26 protein-coding genes are annotated in these 21,959 nt (G+C 47.4%); 22 read left to right on the top strand and 4 right to left on the bottom strand.

The features are described from left to right. Window positions 1-410: 410 nt before the first annotated feature. From D1831_RS03960 to D1831_RS03950, 3 genes are read left to right on the top strand one after another with little or no spacing between them, the layout of a single operon-like run. Entirely contained in the window at window positions 411-680 is a 270-nt protein-coding gene (locus D1831_RS03960) for an IreB family regulatory phosphoprotein (RefSeq protein WP_057707622.1), read from the top strand. Then, window positions 677-1,111, top strand: coding sequence for a Holliday junction resolvase RuvX (gene ruvX / locus D1831_RS03955; protein WP_125071630.1), 435 nt, complete (start codon window positions 677-679; stop codon window positions 1,109-1,111). Before D1831_RS03960 ends, ruvX begins: the two co-directional genes overlap by 4 nt. A gap of 12 nt (window positions 1,112-1,123) precedes the next feature. Continuing rightward, window positions 1,124-1,417 carry a DUF1292 domain-containing protein gene (locus tag D1831_RS03950; RefSeq protein ID WP_125071629.1) on the top strand — a complete coding sequence of 98 codons (294 nt, stop codon included), beginning with the start codon at window positions 1,124-1,126 and terminating at the stop codon, window positions 1,415-1,417. Window positions 1,418-1,536: 119 nt separating this feature from the next. Here the strand turns inward: D1831_RS03950 and D1831_RS03945 are convergent, their stop codons facing one another. Beyond that, entirely contained in the window at window positions 1,537-2,289 is a 753-nt protein-coding gene (locus D1831_RS03945) for an MIP/aquaporin family protein (RefSeq protein ID WP_125071628.1), read from the bottom strand. Between the two features lie 279 nt (window positions 2,290-2,568). Between D1831_RS03945 and zapA the strand changes: the two genes are divergently transcribed. The 3 genes from zapA to trxA all read left to right on the top strand — a co-directional run bounded on the left by zapA (window position 2,569) and on the right by trxA (window position 5,667). Continuing rightward, window positions 2,569-2,820 carry a cell division protein ZapA gene (gene zapA, locus D1831_RS03940; RefSeq protein ID WP_125071627.1) on the top strand — a complete coding sequence of 84 codons (252 nt, stop codon included), beginning with the start codon at window positions 2,569-2,571 and terminating at the stop codon, window positions 2,818-2,820. A gap of 58 nt (window positions 2,821-2,878) precedes the next feature. Next, entirely contained in the window at window positions 2,879-5,245 is a 2,367-nt protein-coding gene (locus D1831_RS03935) for an endonuclease MutS2 (protein WP_125071626.1), read from the top strand. A gap of 110 nt (window positions 5,246-5,355) precedes the next feature. Then, complete coding sequence (gene trxA / locus D1831_RS03930) at window positions 5,356-5,667, top strand: thioredoxin (RefSeq protein WP_057707617.1); 312 nt, start codon at window positions 5,356-5,358, stop codon at window positions 5,665-5,667. A 57-nt stretch (window positions 5,668-5,724) separates the two neighbouring features. On the opposite strand, the gene D1831_RS03925 is transcribed toward trxA, so the two are convergent. Next, complete coding sequence (locus D1831_RS03925; RefSeq protein ID WP_225422767.1) at window positions 5,725-6,255, bottom strand: YslB family protein; 531 nt, start codon at window positions 6,253-6,255, stop codon at window positions 5,725-5,727. Between the two features lie 201 nt (window positions 6,256-6,456). Between D1831_RS03925 and racE the strand changes: the two genes are divergently transcribed. The 6 genes from racE (at window position 6,457) to D1831_RS03895 (ending at window position 10,878) form a co-directional block, all read left to right on the top strand. Continuing rightward, window positions 6,457-7,278 carry a glutamate racemase gene (racE, locus tag D1831_RS03920; RefSeq protein ID WP_125071625.1) on the top strand — a complete coding sequence of 274 codons (822 nt, stop codon included), beginning with the start codon at window positions 6,457-6,459 and terminating at the stop codon, window positions 7,276-7,278. Then, a complete protein-coding gene (locus D1831_RS03915) occupies window positions 7,271-7,876 on the top strand; it encodes an XTP/dITP diphosphatase (RefSeq protein WP_125071624.1) in 606 nt (201 codons plus the stop codon). The genes racE and D1831_RS03915 overlap by 8 nt, the downstream gene beginning before the upstream one ends. Then, on the top strand, window positions 7,876-8,394 hold the full coding sequence (locus tag D1831_RS03910; RefSeq protein ID WP_125071623.1) for a metallophosphoesterase: 519 nt from the start codon (window positions 7,876-7,878) through the stop codon (window positions 8,392-8,394). Before D1831_RS03915 ends, D1831_RS03910 begins: the two co-directional genes overlap by 1 nt. A gap of 88 nt (window positions 8,395-8,482) precedes the next feature. Further along, entirely contained in the window at window positions 8,483-8,974 is a 492-nt protein-coding gene (gene cbpB / locus D1831_RS03905; protein WP_125071622.1) for a cyclic-di-AMP-binding protein CbpB, read from the top strand. A gap of 19 nt (window positions 8,975-8,993) precedes the next feature. After that, window positions 8,994-9,704, top strand: coding sequence for a 2,3,4,5-tetrahydropyridine-2,6-dicarboxylate N-acetyltransferase (gene dapD, locus D1831_RS03900; RefSeq protein WP_125071621.1), 711 nt, complete (start codon window positions 8,994-8,996; stop codon window positions 9,702-9,704). A gap of 19 nt (window positions 9,705-9,723) precedes the next feature. After that, entirely contained in the window at window positions 9,724-10,878 is a 1,155-nt protein-coding gene (locus tag D1831_RS03895) for an N-acetyldiaminopimelate deacetylase (RefSeq protein ID WP_125071620.1), read from the top strand. Window positions 10,879-11,726: 848 nt separating this feature from the next. Here D1831_RS03895 and D1831_RS03890 read toward each other — a convergent pair. After that, window positions 11,727-12,614 (bottom strand): mechanosensitive ion channel family protein, encoded by an 888-nt coding sequence (locus D1831_RS03890; RefSeq protein ID WP_125071619.1) that lies wholly within the window; start codon window positions 12,612-12,614, stop codon window positions 11,727-11,729. 192 nt (window positions 12,615-12,806) lie between these two features. Here D1831_RS03890 and D1831_RS03885 point away from each other — a divergent pair, with 192 nt between their 5' ends. The 4 genes from D1831_RS03885 (at window position 12,807) to D1831_RS03870 (ending at window position 15,343) form a co-directional block, all read left to right on the top strand. Further along, window positions 12,807-13,235 carry a DUF948 domain-containing protein gene (locus D1831_RS03885; RefSeq protein ID WP_125071618.1) on the top strand — a complete coding sequence of 143 codons (429 nt, stop codon included), beginning with the start codon at window positions 12,807-12,809 and terminating at the stop codon, window positions 13,233-13,235. Window position 13,236: 1 nt separating this feature from the next. Further along, window positions 13,237-13,740, top strand: a complete 504-nt coding sequence (locus D1831_RS03880) for a YtxH domain-containing protein (RefSeq protein ID WP_125071617.1) — start codon at window positions 13,237-13,239, stop codon at window positions 13,738-13,740. Window positions 13,741-13,803: 63 nt separating this feature from the next. Further along, window positions 13,804-14,262, top strand: coding sequence for a MerR family transcriptional regulator (locus tag D1831_RS03875; RefSeq protein WP_225422766.1), 459 nt, complete (start codon window positions 13,804-13,806; stop codon window positions 14,260-14,262). A gap of 127 nt (window positions 14,263-14,389) precedes the next feature. Further along, on the top strand, window positions 14,390-15,343 hold the full coding sequence (locus D1831_RS03870; RefSeq protein WP_125071616.1) for an aldo/keto reductase: 954 nt from the start codon (window positions 14,390-14,392) through the stop codon (window positions 15,341-15,343). Window positions 15,344-15,418: 75 nt separating this feature from the next. Here D1831_RS03870 and D1831_RS03865 read toward each other — a convergent pair whose 3' ends face one another. Then, complete coding sequence (locus D1831_RS03865; RefSeq protein ID WP_125071615.1) at window positions 15,419-16,528, bottom strand: M24 family metallopeptidase; 1,110 nt, start codon at window positions 16,526-16,528, stop codon at window positions 15,419-15,421. Window positions 16,529-16,796: 268 nt separating this feature from the next. Here D1831_RS03865 and ccpA point away from each other — a divergent pair, with 268 nt between their 5' ends. From ccpA to D1831_RS03835, 6 genes are all read left to right on the top strand, one after another. Continuing rightward, a complete protein-coding gene (ccpA, locus tag D1831_RS03860) occupies window positions 16,797-17,807 on the top strand; it encodes a catabolite control protein A (protein ID WP_125071614.1) in 1,011 nt (336 codons plus the stop codon). A 122-nt stretch (window positions 17,808-17,929) separates the two neighbouring features. Beyond that, window positions 17,930-18,796, top strand: coding sequence for a sugar phosphate isomerase/epimerase family protein (locus tag D1831_RS03855; protein WP_125071613.1), 867 nt, complete (start codon window positions 17,930-17,932; stop codon window positions 18,794-18,796). Then, window positions 18,789-19,109: a DsrE family protein gene (locus tag D1831_RS03850; RefSeq protein ID WP_125071612.1), complete on the top strand. Its 321-nt coding sequence runs from the start codon at window positions 18,789-18,791 to the stop codon at window positions 19,107-19,109. Before D1831_RS03855 ends, D1831_RS03850 begins: the two co-directional genes overlap by 8 nt. 145 nt (window positions 19,110-19,254) lie before the next feature. Further along, a complete protein-coding gene (locus tag D1831_RS03845) occupies window positions 19,255-20,367 on the top strand; it encodes a CAP domain-containing protein (RefSeq protein ID WP_125071611.1) in 1,113 nt (370 codons plus the stop codon). A 293-nt stretch (window positions 20,368-20,660) separates the two neighbouring features. After that, complete coding sequence (locus D1831_RS03840) at window positions 20,661-21,278, top strand: hypothetical protein (RefSeq protein ID WP_125071610.1); 618 nt, start codon at window positions 20,661-20,663, stop codon at window positions 21,276-21,278. A 45-nt stretch (window positions 21,279-21,323) separates the two neighbouring features. Beyond that, the gene (locus D1831_RS03835) at window positions 21,324-21,935 is read left to right on the top strand and encodes a hypothetical protein (protein WP_125071609.1); all 612 of its coding nucleotides are present in this window, start codon (window positions 21,324-21,326) and stop codon (window positions 21,933-21,935) included. Window positions 21,936-21,959: the final 24 nt, after the last annotated feature.

The following is a 21,959-nucleotide window of genomic DNA, read 5'->3' as shown; positions in this document are numbered from 1 at the left end:
CTCCGTTAGTTTACGTCTGTGCGTAATTCAAATGCCGTAATTAGTCCTGATTTTGGGAATAATTACGGCATTTACGTTATAGTCGGACTAACTTAGCGTGGCGCATTTTGTGACTGGTCTGGCTGGCTGATTGTAATTTGGAAACCAGTGACGAATACTTGCAAAATTGGTAGAATATCTTTACCATTTAGCAACGAGAGCGGGCGTTTGTTCAAAGGTCTTCTTGGCGGTAGTATCCGAAAACTAGTTAGATGGGATGGTGTAATGGTGGTTGCGGTTACAAGGCCGGTATTAACCGGTTTTGCTAATCGTTTTATTACGAATGTGTTACATCAGAATGGATTGATTGTACTTCATATGGCCATTTAGTAAAATAGATTAGAAGCGGAAACTAGCGGGAGGTGCTTTATATGAGTTCATTAGACAAAACAATGTACTTTGACTTCGATAATGACAACGTTAAGGATGTCCACGACACGTTAACGACGGTTTATGAAGCGTTACAAGAAAAGGGCTATAACCCGATTAACCAGATTGTGGGTTATTTGCTATCTGGTGATCCGGCCTATATCCCGCGCTTAAACGATGCCCGGAATTTAATTCGTAAGCATCAACGCGACGAAATTATCGAAGAGCTGGTCAAGTCTTACTTGAAGGCGGATAAGGATGTTAATGCATGAAGTTAATGGGGTTAGATGTTGGTTCTAGAACGGTGGGCGTAGCGGTCAGCGATATTTTTGGTTGGACTGCGCAGAGCGTTGAAATTGTTCGTATCAACGAAGACGAGGAGGAGTTCGGAATCGACCGGATTGCCGAACTCGTTAAGGAGCACGAGACAACTGGTTTCGTGTTGGGGTTGCCGAAGAACATGAACAACTCGTTGGGACCACGGGCCGAAGCGTCCAAACATTATGGCGACTTATTAACGGAACGCTTCCACTTACCGGTGGATTTTGAAGACGAGCGTTTAACGACGGTCGAAGCCGACCGTATGTTGGTGGAAGAAGCCAACGTTTCACGCAAAAAGCGTAAAAAGGTGATCGATAAGTTAGCAGCAAGTTTGATTTTGCAGAACTACCTTGATCGCCACGGCAAACTCACACAAGAATAGCGAGGAACTAACATGAGCCAAAACCAAAGTAAAGATAACGATGTGATTACCTTAGTCGACGACGACGGTAACGAAACCTTATTCAATATTTTATTCACGTTTGATTCCAAAGATTTTGGTCATTCGTACATTTTGCTGTACCCAGCTGACGCGGCGGCCGACGATGAAGTCGACATTCAAGCCTACATTTTTGATCCTGAAGATGGCGATAACGGCGAATTACAACTGATCGAATCCGATGAAGAGTGGGATATGGTTGAACAAGTGTTAAATACTTTCTTAGCCGATGACGGCGGTATGCAGTAAGGCTAGTTAATAAACGGAAAAGCTCGTAGCCACGAATGGTCTACGAGCTTTTTTTGCGCTTCGGGTTTGAATAATAGCGTTATTTAAGTATAAGATCAAAGCCCCCCGTTGCGACCGGACTATAAGCCGAAGAATGATTTATAAACGAAGATCCCGATAATCCCACCAACGATGGGGGCGACGACTGGAACCCAACTATATTCCCAGTGGGAGCTCCCCTTGTTCGGAACGGGGAGTAACGCGTGAACTAACCGGGGACCGAGATCCCGGGCCGGATTAAGTGCCGGTCCGGTGGGCCCCCCGAGGGAAATGACCATCGCGGCAATCAATAACCCAACCCCAATGTTGGCAATGTCGACGTTTTGATGGAAAAACATGCCCCGGTACAGTCCCATCGCACCAAATAATAACACCGCCGTACCGACCATTTCAGTGATAAAACCGTTGAGCTGACTATCGGCTTCGTCACTGGTAGCAAACGTGCCGAGCACGCAGTTGGGGTCGGTCGTACTCTTGTAGTGGGGCCAGTAAACGATCAAAATCAGGATCTGTCCCGCCATCGCGCCTAAAAATTGCCAGAGCAAGTAGGGCGTGACGTGTGACCACGGAAAAATACCCGCGCAGGCCTGCGCGAGGGTCACCGCCGGATTCAAATGGTTCCCCGAAATCGAGCCAAACATCATTGCTGGCAACATGACCCCCAAACCATACCCTGAAGCGACTAGTAACCAGCCCCCGTTAGCGAGCCCCGGATCATCGTTACCAGTTGTATTCTTCAGAAATGCATTGGCGACAGCCCCGTTACCAAGTACGACTAAGATTAACGTGCCAAAAAACTCCGCTGCGTAGCGTGCATCCCATGAACCTGTCATCTGCTAATCCTCCTTTTTTAGCATTGTGTTTATCAGCTTTGACAAATTGAACTATAACAGATATTTATAATTATGTAAACGCTTTCTTTAGCGAGCTAGCGCCTTTTATTTCCATTTTTAAGTCCGGTTAGAAAACTGGCATTAAGAACGGGGTTTGTCGGGAGAGTGGGTAAAATGCAGCCACGGGTTAACTGCTAGTTGGCGTTTGATTCTATGGTTAGCATAAACGCTGCTATCATGCTAAAATGTTAGGTGTTACTGAAAGGAAGCGGGATGTTGATGACTGCGAATAAGCGGCGCTTTAAAGCGGAAATTGATGGTCACACCTATACGATCATCGGCACGGCGTCCGACCGTCACATGCAAACGGTGACGCGGATGATGAACGAACAAATTAAACAATTAAAAAAATTAGCTCCTGACCTTTCTGATCAAGAAGTGGCGACGTTGCTCGCCTTTAACGCGATCTCGGATCAGGTGGATAAGCAAGCAGAATTATTGAAGATGCAAACGGATGATGCCGACAAATAACTGCATCATCTTTTTTTTGCAACCTTCGTAATTGAATCGAAGCTTCGGAGGTATGTAAGTGAATCCTAAAGTATTAAACACCTTAGAATATCAGCAAATTAAACAGCGGCTGGCGCCGTACTTAGTTTCGGCAGCTGGACAAAAAGAATTGAATGGGTTGCAACCGCAAAGTGACGTGGCGGCGGTACAGCGCGCGCTTGACGAGACTAACGACGGGGCGGAAGTCTACCGGTTAAAGGGGGGCATTCCGATTGCCCGTTTGGCGGACATTGCGCCGCACATGAAGCGGTTAGCAATCGGCGCCACGCTAAACGGAAGTGAACTGGGACAAGTTGGCCGGGTTCTAAAAACAACCCGGGCCATTACCCGCTTTTTTGACGAGCTATTAGAAGACGCGCCCGAAAATGACATTCGGCACCTGTTTGACGAAGTTCAAGAACTAGTGACCCTTCCGGACGTGACCAAACGACTCGCGACGGCAATTGAAGGTGACGGCCACATTACCGACGACGCGTCCCCCAAGTTGAGTAGTATTCGCAGCAATATTAGTCGGACCGAGGGTGAAATTCGCGCCAAGATGGAACACTTTACCCGTGGCCGGGACGCTAAGTATTTAAGTGATCCAATTATTACCATTAGAAATGATCGTTACGTTATTCCGGTTAAGGCGGAAAATCGTTCCCGGTTTGGGGGCATCGTTCACGACCAGAGTGCCAGTGGTCAAACGCTGTTTATTGAACCCCAAGCCGTCATGGCCTTAAACGACCGCTTACGCCAAAATCAAGTGGCCGAAAAACAGGAAGAGCAGCGTATCTTGGAAGAACTGTCTAACCTGATTGCGCCGTACCAGGATGAAATCCTGCAAAACGCACAAATTTTAGGCCATTTTGATTTTATTAACGCCAAGGCGCGTTACGCCCACGATATGCGGGCCAGTGAACCGGCCATTTCAACGGATAACCAGGTTTACTTACGGCAGGCCCGGCACCCGCTGATCGACCCGAAAAAGGTCGTTGCAAACGATATCGCACTGGGAACCGATTATCAAGCCATCGTCATCACCGGGCCCAACACCGGTGGGAAAACCATCACTTTAAAGACGTTGGGTTTATTGCAGTTGATGGGCCAGTCCGGTCTATTTATCCCGGTTGAAGCCGGTAGCCGCATTGGAATCTACGATGAAATTTTTGCCGACATTGGTGACGAACAGTCGATTGAACAAAACTTGAGTACTTTTTCATCCCACATGGAAAATATCGAAAGTTTCCTGAAAAAAATTGACCAGCGTAGTTTAGTCTTAGTCGACGAACTCGGGGCTGGGACCGATCCTCAGGAAGGGGCGGCGTTAGCCATTGCCATCCTGGATGCGATTGGGGCTAAGGGGACGCAGGTCGTTGCGACGACCCATTACCCGGAACTAAAAGCATACGGATTTAACCGGCCGGACACAATTAATGCCAGCATGGAGTTCGATGAAGCCACGCTGAAACCGACCTACAAGTTATTAGTTGGCATTCCTGGTCGCAGTAACGCGTTGGACATTGCGCAACGCTTGGGAATTCCCCAGAGTATCGTGGATCAGGCCCGGTCACTGACCGACTCGGATAGCCAGGACCTAAACGCCATGATTGCCGATTTGGTTGCAAAACGTAAGCAGGTTGAAGACGAGCAACGGCACTTAACGGATGAATTGGCGGATTCCGACCAACTGCATCGGGAACTGAAGAGTGAGTTTAACGCTTATCAACAACGTAAGGACCAGCTGATTGAAGATGCCAAGGTTCAAGCCAACGCCATCGTTGAAAAGAGCAAAACTAAGGCGGATGCCATTATTAGTGATTTGCGGAAAAAACAGTTGGCTAGTGGTCACAGCGTTGTGAAGGAAAACGAACTGATCGATGCTAAGGGCGCGTTAAACGCCTTGGAGCAGCAACCTAAGTTGAAGAAAAACCGGATTTTACGGCGGGCTAAGGCCCAACAGGACTTCCACGAAGGTGACGACGTGATGGTCAAATCCTACGGGCAACGGGGTGTGTTGGTCCAGAAGATGGGTAAACACGCTTGGGAAGTCCAATTAGGAATCTTAAAGATGAAAATTGCGGACGCGGACATGGAGCGGGTCAAACCGGAAGCCGAACCTAAACGGGCCCGGGCAACCGTGCAGAGTGCGCACGCCAGCCACGTTTCCCCGAACCTAGATTTACGCGGGGTCCGTTATGAGGACGCGATGACCCAGGTCGACCGCTACATTGACGCGGCGCTACTGGCGGGCTATCCGTCCGTCACCATCGTCCACGGGAAGGGAACCGGGGCGTTACGGCAGGGTATCACCGATTACTTGAAGACCAACCGGCAGGTCAAATCCTTCCACTTCGCTGCACCTAACCACGGTGGTAACGGGGCAACCGAAGTTCAATTTAAGTAGTCCGGTCAACTGTAAAAAACATTCAATTGTGAACGAATTGTTTGTGTTCAGCGGTTGAACTGGTTATACTTACTTATAGTAACGAAATATTATTTAGGAGGCCGATTGAAATGGTCGCAGCAACTACTGATAAAACTTTTACAACGGATACTGCCACGGGCGTCACGTTAACTGATTTCTGGGCAACTTGGTGTGGTCCTTGTCGGATGCAATCACCAGTCGTTGAACAATTAGCTGATGAAATGGGTGACAAGGTCACTTTTAATAAAATGGACGTCGATGCGAACCCCGAAACGGCCAGCAGCTTTGGCATCATGAGTATTCCCACGTTACTCGTTAAAAAAGACGGTGAAGTAGTCGACACCCTGGTCGGTTACCATTCAAAAGAACAAATTAAGCAAAAACTTGATCAGTACCTTTAAGATTCGGCATTTGGATTTTAGGGACTAAAAAAGACGGCCAGCGATGGTCGTCTTTTTTTAAGCTTCTGATTCGGGGGTGGCGTCTTCAGTGGGGTGCTCGTCAACTTGGGGATGCACGATTTCAAGTGGCGTTGCGGGATCGTGGTTGGTCAGTGGTTGGTTATGGTCCACTGTGACCGCAATGCGCAATCGCATCCGGTTTTGGAAAGTGATCTCGGCTTCACTCACACAACCAGAGTGTTGGACCGCTTGTTCAGCTAAAAATCCCGTTTCAAGCATAAAATCGGGGTCTTTGACGGTGGCACTGCGCCGTGCGACCGGTTCACCGGTCAGTTCGTAAGTAATCAGATCGTTAGTTGCCTTTACGAGGACGAGGTGCCCCCAACCAGCTTGTTCAAAGAAAGTGACTAGGTCCTCAGTTGAACCAGTTGGAAACTGCCGCGCCAAGTCTTTCCCAGCCCAGTAGAGGATTCCGCTACGCTCGTCTCCGAGTAGGTTTGGTATTAAGGCATCCCGCAAGACTTCCACGCTTAAAATGGAAGCCTTGATCGAGTTACCCGCAAATTGAGAATAAAAGGCGTTCGTCATAATAGTTCCTTTCCATGCAAAAAATCGTGGTATGGTCACCACTTTATAATAGATATTATACCTTGTTTCCGTTCGAATGCGGGATTTTTTAAAGTATATGAACCGAAACTTTACAAATAGATTACAATTGGTTCGGCTTGAAATCACTTTTAAAAAAGAACATAATGTAGTTTCAGAATTCAGCGAACGGAGATTTTGAAAATGTCAGATGAACATGCAATTGGCTTCATGGATTCGGGAGTTGGCGGGTTGACCGTAGTCAAACAGGCCTTAAAGCAGCTTCCACGTGAGACGGTGTACTTCGTGGGCGACCAGGCGCGCTTACCGTACGGCCCACGACCAACTGAACAGGTGCGTGAGTTTTCTTGGCAAATGGCTAACTTTTTATTGCGGAAAAAAATCAAAATGTTGGTCATCGCATGTAATACGGCGACGGCGGCCGCACTGCCGGATTTGAAGGCGAAGTTACCGATCCCGGTCATTGGGGTGATTGCACCCGGTTCCCGGGCGGCGATTAAGGCGTCTAAGAGTCACCGGATCGGAGTCATCGCGACCGAGGGAACCATTAAGAGTGATGCCTACCGTCAGGCGATTTTACGGCAGGACCCGTCGGTGACGGTGATTTCTAAAGCTTGTCCCAAATTTGTCCCGTTAGTCGAGTCAAATGAGTACCATTCGGCGGTGGCTAAACGGGTCGTGGCGGCAACTTTAAAGGATTTTAAGTCCCAAAACATTGATACGATGGTGATGGGCTGTACCCACTACCCACTACTGCGACCGTTGATCCAAAACGTGATGGGGTCCCACGTGACCTTGATTGATTCCGGAGCGGAAACGGTCAACGACGTTTCATCCATGTTGGCGTACTTAGACATTGCCAACACCAGTGCGACGAAGGCGTATCCGGATGAGTACTTTACGACCGGTTCACCGGACCAGTTTACTGCGATTGCGGCTGATTGGTTAGAATTACCAAACTTTAAAGCGACCCACATTGACTTAGGAAGTGAACAGAATGGCTAAACCACAAACGCTGATCATTGCGACGAATAATCCCAATAAGGCCCGTGAATTTGCTGCGATGTTTGAGCAGTACGCAATTGACATTAAAACGCTGGCCGATTTCCCGGCAATTCCGGCGATTAAGGAAACCGGGATCACCTTTGAAGAAAACGCCACTAAGAAGGCCCAAACGGTCGTTGATGCGACCGGTTTGCCGGCCATTGCGGACGATTCCGGGTTGATGGTGGACGCACTCCACGGTGATCCGGGGGTCTTTTCCGCCCGGTACGCGGGTGACCACAACGACGCGGCTAATAACGCAAAGTTGTTAGCTAATTTAGGCGGGGTGCCACCCGAAAAACGGACGGCGACTTTCCATACGACCCTGGTCGCCATTAAACCCGATGGGGCGAAGCTAGTGGTGAACGGCGAGTTACCTGGGCGGATTCTGACCACCCCGCGCGGGGACAACGGTTTTGGTTACGACCCGTTATTCTGGTCAGAGCAGTACCAAAAATCCTTAGCAGAATTGACACCGGAACAGAAGAACGCTATCAGTCACCGCGGCGACGCGTTGCGCAAGCTGATGCAAAAATTTGATGAATGGTGGGCACAATAATGCAATGTTTAGTGGTTAGCGATAGCCATGGCGATCGCGATATTTTAGTTCAACTTTTAAACGCGTATCGGGGAAAGGTCGACGCTTTTTTTCACTGTGGCGACTCCGAGTTACAACACGATGACCCGGTTTTTGATAATATGTACGTTGTTCGTGGCAACATGGATTTTGATGGTCAGTTACCAGAGGAACAGCATCCTACCGTTAGCGGTGTGCCGGTCTATATGACTCACGGCCACCTGGTAGGGGTAAACCTCGGACTTGACCATTTGCTAGCGAACGCCGAAGCGGTCAGTGCACAGTTAGCCTTCTTCGGCCATACGCACCAGTTAGGCGTGGAACGGCACGGTGGGATCTTAATGCTGAACCCTGGTAGCATTAGCTTTCCCCGTGGAGAATTTACACGGATCGGTGGCACTTACGCCATCGTAACCACGGCAGAAAAGGCTATTGACGTACAGTATTATGACCGTCAGATGCAGGCCGTTCCCGAGTTAAAATTTCACTTTTCCAACTAAAAGATTGTTAAAATTCGTTCAGACAGCTTAACTTAAGAGCGTTTTCAGGTAGAATAGGACTATGTACCTGTGACGAGGAGGCGTTTGAATGTTAATTCAACCAGTTGCGGATTTGTTGTCACGCAATGCCGACCACTATTTGATTCCGGCCGACATCGTAGCCAACGTCCAAACTGATAATAATCTGTATCACGCGTTTTTAGTCCTGACCAAAATCAAGTATTCCAAGATTCCGGTTCTCGACCACGCGGGCCACTTTAAAGGCTTGATATCGTTACCTTTGATCACCGAGCAGATGTTAGGCTTTGACCAGTTGAACACCGATATCCTGATGGAAAAACGGGTCAGTGACGTGATGGAAACTAAAGTGAAAACGGTGCCGAACGTGGACAACGTTGAAGCGACGTTACACTTAATGATTGATAATCCGTTCGTCCCGGTCGTGGATCAAGCCGGGATGTTTAAGGGAATCGTGACGCGCCGTGAATACATGAAGAGTTTTAACTTCTTGACCCATGAAATTGGGAAACAGTATGATATGATTGAAAAGGATTTTTCCGTTAGTGAAAAAGCCAAATGAAAATTATGGAGGGTCTCCGATGGCAAAATTAGATGCACAATCAATTATTAACTACATTGGCAGTGCCAAGAAAAAAACACCCGTTAAAGTCTACGTGAAGGGCCAACTTGACCAACTGAACGTCCCAGCTGGAATTAAAACTTTTTTCAGCGGTAACGCGGGCGTATTGTTCGGTGATTGGGCCGACGTTGAACCGTTTTTAAAGGCCAACGCTGACCACATCGAAGATTACGAATTAGAAAACAATGCGCGTAACTCAGCGGTTCCGATGGCGGACTTAAAGCAATATAACGCGCGGATCGAACCCGGTGCCGTTATTCGTGACCAAGTTTTAATTGGCGATAACGCCGTGGTTATGATGGGGGCCGTGATTAACATTGGTGCCGAAATTGGTGAAGGTTCAATGATCGACATGGGGGCCATCTTAGGTGGTCGAGCCATCGTTGGTAAAAACTGTCACATTGGTGCTGGTACCGTGTTAGCCGGCGTGGTAGAACCACCTTCGGCAAAACCCGTTCAAATCGACGATGACGTTTTAATCGGCGCCAACGCAGCCGTTTTGGAAGGCGTTCACGTTGGTAAGGGTGCCGTCGTTGCGGCCGGTGCCATTGTAATTAGTGACGTTGAACCGAACACCGTTGTGGGTGGGGTACCTGCTCGCAAGTTGAAGGACATCGACGATAAAACCAAGAGTAAAACTGAACTAATGAGTGAATTACGGAACCTTTAATTCTGGGGAGGGATAAATAATGGCATTACGGGCAACCGAATTAATTCCGATTTATCGACATCTTCACCAGATTCCCGAACTCGGTTTAGAAGAACACGAAACGCAGGCCTACCTGCTATCAATTATCGCGCAGATGCCGCAAGACCACTTAACCGTTAAAAAGATTCCGTCGCTGGATACGGCCATCTTGGTTAAAGTTAGTGGGTTGAAGCACGATTACCGGATCGGTTACCGGACCGACATTGATGGGCTCCCGGTCACCGAAAAAACCGGTTTACCGTTTGCATCGACCCATCCCGGGAAGATGCACGCCTGCGGACACGACATTCACATGTCCGTGGCGCTGGGAATCCTGAGTTATTTCGCGGAACACCAGCCTACGACCGACATGGTCTTCATGTTCCAACCGGCCGAAGAAAACGCCTCAGGTGGCAAACGGCTTTATGAAAGCGGCGCTTTGGACGCTGACTGGATGCCGGATGAGATCTTCGCGTTTCACGACAATCCCAACCTCCCAACCGGCGCCATTGGCTGTCGTATGGGGACGTTGTTTGCCGGAACTTGTGAGATTCACGCCCACCTGAACGGTAAGAGTGGTCACGCGGCTTATCCGCACCAAGCGAACGACATGGTTGTTGCCGGTGCGGCCCTGGTTCAACAATTGCAAACGATCGTTTCCCGTAACGTGGACCCCATCCAAAGCGGCGTGGTCACTTTGGGGCACTTCACGGCCGGTACGATCGGTAACGTCATTGCGGGTGAAGCCCAAATTGACGGGACCATCCGGGCGTTGACCCAGGACATGAATGAACACATTCAAAAACGGGTCCGCACGATTACCGAAGGGGTTGCGTTAGCCTACGATTGCAACATCGATTTAAAGCTCAACCAGGGTGGTTATTACCCGGTTGAGAACAACGACACCATTACGGCCGACTTCATCGATTACATGCAAAAAGCGGACGACGTTAACTTCATCGAAACGCAACCAGCCATGACAGGGGAAGACTTTGGTTTCTTAATTCACCAAATCCCCGGAACAATGTTTTGGCTCGGTGTTGACAGCCCATACTCGCTACACTCCGAAAGCATGGTACCGCACACCGATGCCATCATGAGCGGCGTCGACGCGATGACCGGCTTTCTGACGCACCGCAACGCACTTAGAAAATAACTGTTAAGCATCGTTGATTTTATCAACGATGTTTTTTTGTTCCGTTATTCTTGAAAGCACGTTACCCAGCCATGACACTCATTCCGTTATTAAATATAGACGATATGAATATCAGCTGTTTCAGAGGACTAAAACCTACGCTACTAACTTTGAACAGTTGGATCAAACTAAACTAGTTGACCTAGCTTGTTTCAAATTCCACCTATCGATTCCAAGTTAGGTCGCACTTTCCAGTCTTCCGGTCGGCGTGGACTGGCCCAAAAATCGGTGGGCACAAGCTTGAGCCCATAACCCAGGTCTCAACCATTGGCCCTTCACTAGGCCGGGAAAAGACCCCGACCAAGTGAAATTTCACCGCTGGGGCCATCCACGCGCTCCCTCCAGGCTTTAACTAGTCGTTGGCGGGTGTTAAACATTAATTTGCTTAGTCTTAATGGCACGTTGCTTGGAATACTTAGTTTTAAATGCCAACCGGATTGTTTTTCGCTAAATAACAATTAATTATTTTTAATCAATTGCGTCTAAAACTCAAAATATCCATAACATTGCATAAAAATAGTCAGTACATTGGAAAAGACAATTCCCAATGTACCAACTATTTTGAATAAACAATCCCAAAAACTATTTGAGTTAGAACACCCATCCTGACGCCAGCCGCTGCGGGTCACTCCTCAATGACTGTTAAGATTAAAATATTAATCCTAACTGGTTGTGCAACCGCTAGGCATCTCACATGAGACGGGAAAATAGCCAGTAAGTTGGACGTGGTGCGCCAACTTACTGGCTATTTGTGTGATAAGTTTTAATTGGGTCCTGAAGCAGTGTAACCCAGCATTCACAGGTGGTTATTAATGGGTACTGTTGATGTTTAACCGGGGCGAGGGAAGTTCAATTCCCGCGGCTTTGGCAGCGGCGAGGTAGGCTGCTAAAAAGTCCCGTTGAATTGCGAACTGCATGCCGTTTTTGACGTAGAACTGCGTACGAAAAACTAGTGTCCCATCGCTTTGAGTGGTGACCCCTTGAATGTCCGGCTCACCGATGATGTCTGGATACTTGGGAACTAACTGTTTGTTGGTGGTGCGGACCGCGTCGGTTAACGTTTTGATGGCAGTGTGTGGTTCGATATAGAGGTCGATCAAGACCCGCATGTCATTACGGGATTGGTTGCTGATAATTAAAATTTTACGGTTGGGAATGAAGTTAAGCGTACCGTCAGGACTAGTGACTTGGGTGGTTCGGAGACCAATTGCGGAAACCGTTCCTTCGATGGATTCAATTTTAACCGAGTCACCCACGTCAATTTGATCTTCGAGTAAAATGAAGAAGCCGGTCACAATGTCACTGACAAATCCTTGGGCACCTAACCCTAACGCGACACTGAAAATCCCGGCGGAAGCAATCAGGGTGCCAACTGGGACGCCTAAGACGGAGAGAACCGCGTAGATCCCGAAGAACATGATAATGTAGTGGTAAATGTTCAGCGTCAGCGTAAAAATGGTTGAAATACGGTTATTGGCCGTATCACTGGTGCTGGCGTTGGATAAAAAGACGTGGTGGATCAATCGTTTACCAAGGCGATCAATCACCCAAAATAAAAGAATAAAAAGAATAATTTCAATAATCTTACCACCAATGTTGATGATAATTTGTTGCCAGTCGATTTTTTGAGCCAGTTTGACCCACACCGAGACCTGTTTAGTCGGGGCGTCGATGGCAAGTGCGAGTGGAGAAAACATAAATTCACCTTCATATAAAATTGTCTGTTCACTAGTTTAGCAGATTTTGGCACGCGCACCAAGTTCCCGACGAACGGGAAGTTTAGTTAACTCGCTTCTCACGGGGGTGTAAGCACTTTTTTAATTGCAGTATAATTAAGACAATGCTATGCTAGTTCTAATGTTAAAGGCAGTTGAAGGAGGAATTTTAAAATGATTACACACATTGCGGGGATCATTGCCGCCATTGCGTTTTTGCTCTTAGTCGTCTTCATCGGGATTTTCTTGATGCGGATCACAAAAACCATGGGGGAAGTCAACCGAAGCTTGAACGCCATCACGGACGACGTGGATGCCCTATCCCATCAAACTGAACAAATCATGTCGAATGCGAACGAATTACTGAAAGATGTGAACGGTAAAGTTGCCACGATCGACCCAGCGTTTCAAGCGATGGGCGACCTCGGACAAAGCGTTTCTGATTTGAACAATGCGACCCGGGAATTAACGTCTAAGATTGGTAAGACGAACGAAAAGCGGAGTAAGTTCGCCAGTGCAAGCAAGGTTGGAAAAGCCGCCTTCGATGTCTACCGGAACCGGCGTTCGAAGAATAACGATAATAATGATAGTGAGGAGTCTTAACATGTCGAAAAAAGGATTCTTATTTGGTTTAGCAGTCGGCGGTGCCGTAATCGCGACAATTGCAAATAAAATGGATGCGGATAAAAAGGCCGAATTAAAGGCAAAAGCCCAACAAGGAATTGCGGACTTTAAAGATCGCGCGATTGACTACGCTTTTTACGCCAACGACGCGGCTGAAGATTTTAAGGCCGATGCAAGCAAGTACTTTGAAGATGCTAAGGGCAAGGTCAGTGAGTTTGCTGATCAGTATCAGGCCGCTAAGGAAACCGATGGCGGTAACTTCAGCTCCAACTTAGATCAAGCAACCGACAGTCTCCGCTCAGAACTTGCCAAAGTAGAAGACGACCAGGGTGATGAAGATGATATCGTGATTGACAGCGCCGCAGCTTTTGGCGATGATGATCAGGACGTTGAAAAGGCGACCGATACCCCGGACAGTGCCGAAGAACCGTCGGCCAGTGCGGCTAGTGAAGCCCCAACGGACGACGAGCACCCTGCAAAGTAATTTAGTCAGTTGATTTAGCGAGGCTGGGCTTACCCGGCCTTTTTTGTTTGGAAGGAGTTTAACATGATGTATTCGATTGGGACGGTTGCAAAAAAGACCGGTATCTCAAGTTATACGCTACGGTATTATGATAAGGCGGGACTGACCCCGTTTGTGAAACGGGATGCTCAGGGCCGGCGGGTCTTTAACGATGACGACCTGGATTCGTTAGCCTTAATTCGGTGTTTAAAACAAACCGGGATGCCCTTGGAAGATATTCGCCAGTTCATTAGCTGGTGTGAAGCGGGGGATCAAACCTTGTCCGAACGTTTAGCGATGTTTGAAACCCAGCGTGAGGCGGTCGTTGCGCAGATACATGAGTCGTTAAAGAATTTACAGAAGGTCAACCATAAAATTGATACTTACCGGCAAGCTTGTCAGGCTGGGAGTGAGGCCGCGGTGGACTGTGACGTGATCTCTAAACGGTCGTCGGCCGAATTACTTAAACAGGTTGCGGCCTACGAAATTAAACACCCGTTGTAAAAAAATAAATAGATTGACTTGACTTAGAGTTAGCTCTAAGACCTATCCTTTAGAAGATGACGAAAACGTCAGCGACTAAGGGATTTTTTAGTTGCCGACGTTGTTGTAACTAAGGAGGAATAATTTTATGAAACAAGTTAAATTTGGTGGTACTAACCAGAGTGTTTCGGCAGTGGCGCTGGGAATTATGCGGATGGTGCGCTTGGACGTGCAACAGGCCGCTAATATTTTGAGTACGGTCCACGACCAGGGAATCAATTTCATTGATAGTGCCGATATTTATGGTAACGGACAATCCGAAACGATTTTCGGGCAGGCCCTGAAACAATCTGGCTTAAATCGGGACGATTTCTTCATCCAGTCTAAGGGTGGGATCGTGTTGGATCCGGCTAAGAGCAGTGGGGAAGTGGTGCTCGGTCAACGTTACGACTTTTCCAAGCAGCACCTCATCGAAGCGGTCGACGGTATTTTACAGCGGATGCAAGTGGATTACTTGGATTCGTTTCTGTTGCACCGTCCCGACGCATTGATGGAACCGGAAGAAGTTGCGGCGGCCTTTGATGAGTTGCAAGCTGCCGGGAAAGTTCGTCACTTTGGGGTGTCAAACTTTAACCCGATGCAAGTTGAACTGGTACAAGCGGCCCTGAACCAAAAATTAATGGTCAACCAGTTACAGTTTGGCGTCATGCACACCGGGCCAATTGAATTTGGGTTACACACCAACATGCAGGACGCTTCCAGCATTAACCGCGATGGTGAAATCATTGAATATTCACGGTTACACCGGATGACGATTCAAGCCTGGTCGCCATACCAGTACGGGATGTTTGCGGGTACCTTTATTGACAACCCGAAGTTTCCCGAACTGAACGCTAAGTTACAAGCGTTAGCCGACAAGTACGCGGTCACCAAAAACGCCATTGCGACTGCATGGATTCTACGGCACCCGGCCCACATGCAAGTTATTTTAGGGTCCATGAACCCGCAACACCTGACGGAAAGCATCGCCGGAACTACCGTTGACCTGACTAAACAGGAATGGTACGACGTATACTTCGCCGCTGGCAACGATTTACCGTAAACCGTTTAAAGAACGCCACTAAAAAACCGTCGTCGTTTGAGTAAATGCTCAGACGGCGACGGTTTTTGGATGAAATTAGAGGTCTAAAATTTTGAGATCTTTAGAAGTGTGGGTGAACGGCTTAAAGCCTTCCTTAGTAACGACCCCACAGTCTTCGATCCGGACACCGGCAACGCCCGGAATGTAGATTCCGGGTTCAATTGAGAAGCACATGCCTTCAACTAACGGCATGTGGTTACCAGCCATGATGGACGGAAATTCGTGGTCGGTTTGGCCGATTCCGTGGCCGAGGCGGTGAATGAAGTATTCGCCGTAGCCCGCCTTGGTAATGACGTCGCGGGCGAGTTTATCGACGTCTTCGGCGGCCATTCCGGGTTTAACGGCGGCTTGGGCGGTCAGTTGAGCTTCCAAACAAACGTCGTAAATTTCCTTTTGTTTGTCGGTTGGCTGACCGTAAGCAATGGTCCGTGAAGCGTCGGAAGCGTAACCCTTATACATGACGCCGAGGTCAAACAATACGAGTTCGTTCGGTTTCACTTGCGTTTCGTTAGTGGCACCGTGCGGATTGGCCGCGTGTTCGCCAGCTTGAACCAGGGTTCCAAAACTCATTTCCATGATTCCTTTTTGCATTAAGGCGTATTGGAGTTCGGCGGCAATTTGTTGTTCCGTGCGGCCGGCTTTAACGGCGGCAAAGCCGTGTTCAAACGCAAAGTCGGCCCATTCGCCGGCAACGTTAAGCTTTTCCAATTCATCGGCCGTTTTTACTAACCGTAACTGTTGAATGTAAGGGGACAGGTCCTTGTCAAAGTGTGCGGCCGGGAACTGTTCTTTTAAGGCCGTGTACCGGTCCAAAGTGAGGTTGCCTTCTTCCAGCGCCCAAACTTTGGGGTCGGTTAACTGTTCGTGAATGTGGTCCGCAATCAACGCGTACGGATCTTCATGGTCCAAGTAACCAAAGACTTTGTAAGGCCAGCCCATTTCTTTAATGGCTTCAACTTCTAAGGCCGGAGCAAACAGGAAGGGTTCGGCGTCCGCAAAAATAAATAGTGCGAGCGTCCGTTCGTACGGGTTACTCTCAAATCCGGTTAAATATGAAATCGTGTGAAAATTGCTGACGTAAGTTACGTCGACGTGGTTATCCACGGTCCATTGACGAACTTGTTGCAGCTTAGTGTAATCTGCCACTTCAATCACTCCTTGAAAGATAGGTTTAGTTGTTGATATAGTCCAGTATAGCGCTGTTCCTTAAAAAAAGCTGAGAATTATGAGCTGAAAATAATATTATCTTCGTTGTAAAATCTTGATTTTTGAAAACAAGTACGGTATTATTTTCATGAAAGCGATTTCAATTAGTATCTTAAGTTGCATCAGGACCATTATTTTGCTATATTGGTTGATGTTGCATGAAAACGAATGAAAACATATCATATCAGTTAAGAAAGGGCTATTATATATGGAAAAACAGACAGTAACGATTTATGACGTTGCCCGGGAAGCAGCGGTTTCAATGGCGACGGTTTCACGGGTGGTTAACGGGAATCCGAACGTTAAACCAGCGACGCGGAAAAAGGTTTTGGCGGTTATTGAACGCTTAGACTACCGGCCAAACGCGGTTGCCCGGGGGCTTGCAAGTAAACGCTCAACGACCGTTGGGGTCATTATTCCCGACGTGACCAACATTTACTTTGCCTCACTTGCCCGTGGGATTGACGACATTGCGATGATGTACAAGTACAACATTATTTTAACCAACTCCGACGATGCTGGCGAACAAGAAGTTAACGTGCTGAACACCTTAATGGCTAAGCAAGTTGACGGTATCATTTTCATGGGGAACCACATCGACGACAAGTTACGGGCCGAATTTAAACGGGCTAAGGCACCGGTCGTTTTAGCTGGTACGGTTGATCCTGAAGGGGATACACCGAGCGTTAATATCGACTACGCGGCCGCCGTTGAAGAAGCCGTGACTAATTTGATCAAACGCGGTCACAAGAAGATTGCCCTGGCGTTAGGGTCATTATCACAGTCGATCAACGCGGAATACCGGTTAACGGGTTACAAGCGGGCCCTCAACAAGGCCAAGTTACCGTACGACGATGCACTGGTTTACGAAGCGGGCTACTCCTATGATGCCGGGACCAAGTTACAACCGGTCATTGCGGATAGTGGTGCGACGGCCGTCTTCGTTGGTGACGACGAAATGGCTGCCGGCATTATCAATGCCAGCATGGAATCCGGCATCAACGTGCCAAACGATTTGGAAGTTGTTACGAGTAACGATACCATCGTCACGCAGATCACCCGGCCAGCCATTACCTCCATTACGCAACCACTGTACGATATTGGTGCCGTGGCAATGCGGATGTTGACTAAACTGATGAATGATAAGGAACTTGACGAAAAGACGGTTACGTTACCATACGGCATCGTTCGCCGGGCTTCGACTAAGTCGGCCGACTAATTTAATTTTTGACGCTAAGCTGGTTTTCTCCACGGCGGTGGGGGGCTACTTAGCGTTATACTAGGTTTGGAACTTCGGTTCTGAACCTTTTTTGTTCGGACCGTTTAGAGAGGATGGATTAAATGGCAAAATTAGTATTACCGGCGTGCCCCGGAAAAGTGCGCTTGGGCTTAAAGGCCTCTGATCAGCCCGAGCAGTTGTTGAACCGGTTGCAATACCGGCCGGACGTTTTTGAATTCTTTACGAGTCCCGCGGATTTTGAACCGGCGGCGTTCAAGGAACTAAAAACGGCCGTTAAATTTGTGCAGGCTAACGTGACGACTAAGGTAATCATCCACCACCCGATGAATTATCAGGGGCTGCATTTGGACCAGTTATTGGACCCTCAACGGCAACCGGAAGCCTACCAATTTTTGCAATCGTCGACGGCTCAACTTTTAGATTTGGCGAACGATTTGGACGTCCGGGTCTTAGTACACGGTGGTTACGGGGGGAGTGAACTCTTGGACCAGTACCCGTCAGTCAGTGAAGCACGGACGGTGGTCTTCAGTCGTTTGGATGAGCTGGTACGTCAGGCTAACGGTCACGTCATCATCGAAAATGGGATTACACCGAGTTTTATGTACGGTGATCCGCAGTTGGACGAAATGATTATTCAACACCACTTACCGTTGGTTTGCGATTTGAGCCACGTCTTTATCGGGTTACACGGTGACATGGGCCTAACGATGCTGGCGTTAAAACGACTACGACCGCTGATCCAGCACTACCATCTGGTGGATTCGCTCGGACAGCAACACGATAGCCTGCCGTTAGGACACGGATTGATTGATTGGCAGCGTGTTTTACCGATGCTGAACCCGAAAGCCACCATGATTTATGAAGTGCCGGACGAGACCGATGCCACCTGTGCGAACATGCTCAGCAGCTACCACTACTTGCGGAACATGGAGACCCGTTTGATCGAAGGGGGCCGTCACGGTGAGTAAGTTAGTCGTCCACGTCGACGAGCCGGCCAAGGTTGGCATGGCGATTGGCAACGTCCGCAACTTTTTAGCGTTGCGAGCGATGAGTACGGTGGTGATCGTCGTTAACGGTCCCGCCATTACGACGCTGGCCGATGGCAAATGGGCACCATTATTGACGACATTACCACAAGTGGAACTGGACGCTTGTCATAACGCGATGGCGAGTCACCAATTAACGGCGGCGGACTTACCAGCGGGAGTTACGGTGGTTCCCGCCGGCGTGGTCCGTTTGGTGGAATTGCAGGAACAAGGGTACGCGTATTTAAAACCCTAAAATAAAATAATTTATGAGCTACAAACCAACGAGTGTCAATGGTTTGTAGCTTTTTTAATGAAAACGTTTTAAAAACTAATTAACGATAATGACTTATTGTTATATAATTAATTTGATTTAAAAATACTAAGGGGGATTTTCACTTATGTTGGAAAAAAGTAGTGTTCTTAAGTTTGGCACGACCGCGTTAGCAGCCGTTGTCATGGTGGGTGGCAGTATTGCCGCTCAACCGATCAGTGCCCAAGCGGCAACCTATTATCACCGGACCAAGACGGCCAAGGTCAGCAAAGCTGCTTACTACTCCACGAGCAGTGCGAAGACTTATAAGTTTGTTGGGACGACTAAGAAGTTCAAGTTTAAGTCCAACCATAACTTAGCCAATTACAAGAAGACCACTTGGACGCGCAGTTCAAAGACGTACGTGACGAAGCACGGTAAGAAATACTTATACTACTACGTGACTAACTCTAAGAACGGTGCTAAGGGTTGGGTCTGGCACAAATACCTGAAAGCTGGGCGTAATTATCAAATGACCGCCGCAAAGAAAATGACGGCTACAAATTACGTTCAAGCTAAGTCCGGAAAAGTTTATCAATTAAATACAGATCTTAACAACGCCGTGTTCAGTAAGGGCGTTAAGTTAAGTAAGACGGCAACCTATGAAGCGACCCAGCAACGGAGCTTTTATAAGAAGGGGAAGACTTACAAGTATTACTACGTCACCGGTACGAACGGTACCGAAGGCTGGGTATGGAGCAACTACTTGAAGGCTGGAACTTACACCGCGCCAACTGACAAACCCGCAACGACGGAACCAACGGAACCGAACACTGATACGACTAAGCCGTACGACGGGACCGTCGTTGTAAAGGCCGTTACGCAGACCATCAACGAGACGCGCAAAGCTAACGGTGAAGCGGAATTAACTAACGATGCGACGTTACAACACATGGCTGAAACCCGTGCCTTACAGTTGAAAGCCGACTCAAAGGTCACCGTTAACGATTTAGCCAAGAGCATTGGCATTGGTGATTACTTCACTGGTGAAGTTACCACTAACGGCGGCTTCGTTGCTAGTGACGACGCTAACGCTAGTTTATTGACGGATAACTTACGGCGTTCGTCCGCTGACTGGGCTACGTTGACGGATAAGACCAACACCAAGGTTGGGATTACGGCGTACAAGCAAGCTGGTAACCTTTACTTAGTCATTGAACTAGGCAAGGACCAAGTTGTGACCCCCGCTGTAACTAAATAAATTGTTAATTAATGATTGGCTCGGCAGTACACCTTGACTGCCGAGCCTTTTTTGATGCCCTCGTTGTATCAAGCTTGCCAAGTTAGTTGCGCAGGGTGGGGATGGTGTAAAAACATAAAATTAAGGGAAAAGCACCAATAAGTGAGTAGTAGCCGGATATGCAATGATTGGGCGGTTGATGGTCGGCGACTGCCAGTGTGGAGTTTTAATTGCTGATTAGTACTAGATTTATTCAATAATAGCGGTATCATCTAATTGAACCATAATTTTATTTATTAAAGGGGATATTTGTTATGAACTTGGTTACCAAGTTAGGGGTCGTAACGTTAGCAGCAATCACGGTTGCACCGTTAGCAACTAGCACCATCAGTCCGGTCAATGCACAAGCCAAAACTGTAAAAAAAGCTAAGAAGGTCAGCAAGAAGAAAGCTAAAACCTATAAGATTAGCAAGAAAGTTCTACGTAGCAAAAAGAACATTATGGTGTTTAATAAGAGTGTCATTGTTGAGCAAAATAAAGCTAATAATCTTCGAATTATCGATTCTGCCTCTGCAGATTCAAACGCTATTGATTATAAAGTTACTGGTCAAAAGGTAAAAGGTAAAACCATGACTATGAAGTTGACGCCTAAGCTGAGCAAAAGAGAGAAAAAGTATGGTTTAGCTAAGGGTGCTGGAATGGTTAAAATTACTCGAACTGGTAAGAATAGTTATAAGATGCCAATTTATTCTGGTAACGGCGGAACGCGAGTTAACGGTAACAAAGTCCAGTTTCAAAATCAGTGGTGGAAAGAAAAGAGAACTACTTATAAGGGTAAATTGACTAGTTTAAAGACACTTAAAACAGCCAATAACAAAACAGCCACCAGTAATTCCAATGCCATAGCAATGAAATTCTACTCATTCTACTAAGTTTAGAATTGATAGTTATTTACGATTAAAGAGGAGATACCCGACATGAATTTAGTTACTAAATTAGGAGTTGTGACGCTTGCCACAATCACAGTTGTGCCGTTAGCCAGTGTAGTAAATCCCTCGGTCGCACAGGCTAAAACGGTCAAAAGGGCTAAGAAAGTTAACAAGAAAAAGGCGAAGACTTACAAGATCAGTAAAAACTTGCTACGGTCAAAGAAAAAATATTTGATTAAACAATATACCGCCGAAGACATGGGAATAACGCTACACCAACAATCTGCCAAGAAGCTGTTCATGGTTTGTGATAATGGGATGTATACGAGCAGTTTAAATTACAAGATTACTAAACAAACTGCCAAGGGTAACACACTCACGTTTAAACTAAAGACGTTACTAAATAAGAATCAAAAAGGTTATAATTTTGCTAGTGGCTCAGGTACTCTCAAAGTTGTTCGAACCGGTAAAAATAGTTACAAGATTCCGACGATTTATCGGGGCGATAATAACGCCTGGCGTATAAATAATCATAAGTTTAGTCATATTGAAGAAAATATCAAACCTAAAAAGTCTAGAATTAGTGGGCTGAAAATGATCAGTGCAAAAAAGGCTGGTCACTATGTTAAATATGAATTGAAACATCAATTGCTAAAGTAAAAAGGAGTTTACTTGAAAACTTTT

Origin of the sequence: Lactiplantibacillus garii, assembly GCF_003885105.1 — a bacterium.
In the GTDB taxonomy this organism is placed as follows: Bacteria; Bacillota; Bacilli; order Lactobacillales; family Lactobacillaceae; genus Lactiplantibacillus; species Lactiplantibacillus garii.
Note: the sequence above shows the minus strand (reverse complement) of the source record. Positions and strands in the feature narration are given on the sequence as shown.

Excerpts from the sequence above, each read along its gene's own strand:
- D1831_RS03960 (WP_057707622.1), top strand. The coding sequence starts at position 411 with ATGAGTTCATTAGACAAAACAATGTACTTTGACTTCGATAATGACAAC.
- ruvX (WP_125071630.1), top strand. The coding sequence starts at position 677 with ATGAAGTTAATGGGGTTAGATGTTGGTTCTAGAACGGTGGGCGTAGCG.
- D1831_RS03950 (WP_125071629.1), top strand. The coding sequence starts at position 1,124 with ATGAGCCAAAACCAAAGTAAAGATAACGATGTGATTACCTTAGTCGAC.
- D1831_RS03945 (WP_125071628.1), bottom strand. The coding sequence starts at position 2,289 with ATGACAGGTTCATGGGATGCACGCTACGCAGCGGAGTTTTTTGGCACG.
- zapA (WP_125071627.1), top strand. The coding sequence starts at position 2,569 with ATGACTGCGAATAAGCGGCGCTTTAAAGCGGAAATTGATGGTCACACC.
- trxA (WP_057707617.1), top strand. The coding sequence starts at position 5,356 with ATGGTCGCAGCAACTACTGATAAAACTTTTACAACGGATACTGCCACG.
- D1831_RS03925 (WP_225422767.1), bottom strand. The coding sequence starts at position 6,255 with ATGACGAACGCCTTTTATTCTCAATTTGCGGGTAACTCGATCAAGGCT.
- racE (WP_125071625.1), top strand. The coding sequence starts at position 6,457 with ATGTCAGATGAACATGCAATTGGCTTCATGGATTCGGGAGTTGGCGGG.
- D1831_RS03915 (WP_125071624.1), top strand. The coding sequence starts at position 7,271 with ATGGCTAAACCACAAACGCTGATCATTGCGACGAATAATCCCAATAAG.
- D1831_RS03910 (WP_125071623.1), top strand. The coding sequence starts at position 7,876 with ATGCAATGTTTAGTGGTTAGCGATAGCCATGGCGATCGCGATATTTTA.
- cbpB (WP_125071622.1), top strand. The coding sequence starts at position 8,483 with ATGTTAATTCAACCAGTTGCGGATTTGTTGTCACGCAATGCCGACCAC.
- dapD (WP_125071621.1), top strand. The coding sequence starts at position 8,994 with ATGGCAAAATTAGATGCACAATCAATTATTAACTACATTGGCAGTGCC.
- D1831_RS03895 (WP_125071620.1), top strand. The coding sequence starts at position 9,724 with ATGGCATTACGGGCAACCGAATTAATTCCGATTTATCGACATCTTCAC.
- D1831_RS03890 (WP_125071619.1), bottom strand. The coding sequence starts at position 12,614 with ATGTTTTCTCCACTCGCACTTGCCATCGACGCCCCGACTAAACAGGTC.
- D1831_RS03885 (WP_125071618.1), top strand. The coding sequence starts at position 12,807 with ATGATTACACACATTGCGGGGATCATTGCCGCCATTGCGTTTTTGCTC.
- D1831_RS03880 (WP_125071617.1), top strand. The coding sequence starts at position 13,237 with ATGTCGAAAAAAGGATTCTTATTTGGTTTAGCAGTCGGCGGTGCCGTA.
- D1831_RS03875 (WP_225422766.1), top strand. The coding sequence starts at position 13,804 with ATGATGTATTCGATTGGGACGGTTGCAAAAAAGACCGGTATCTCAAGT.
- D1831_RS03870 (WP_125071616.1), top strand. The coding sequence starts at position 14,390 with ATGAAACAAGTTAAATTTGGTGGTACTAACCAGAGTGTTTCGGCAGTG.
- ccpA (WP_125071614.1), top strand. The coding sequence starts at position 16,797 with ATGGAAAAACAGACAGTAACGATTTATGACGTTGCCCGGGAAGCAGCG.
- D1831_RS03855 (WP_125071613.1), top strand. The coding sequence starts at position 17,930 with ATGGCAAAATTAGTATTACCGGCGTGCCCCGGAAAAGTGCGCTTGGGC.
- D1831_RS03845 (WP_125071611.1), top strand. The coding sequence starts at position 19,255 with ATGTTGGAAAAAAGTAGTGTTCTTAAGTTTGGCACGACCGCGTTAGCA.
- D1831_RS03840 (WP_125071610.1), top strand. The coding sequence starts at position 20,661 with ATGAACTTGGTTACCAAGTTAGGGGTCGTAACGTTAGCAGCAATCACG.
- D1831_RS03835 (WP_125071609.1), top strand. The coding sequence starts at position 21,324 with ATGAATTTAGTTACTAAATTAGGAGTTGTGACGCTTGCCACAATCACA.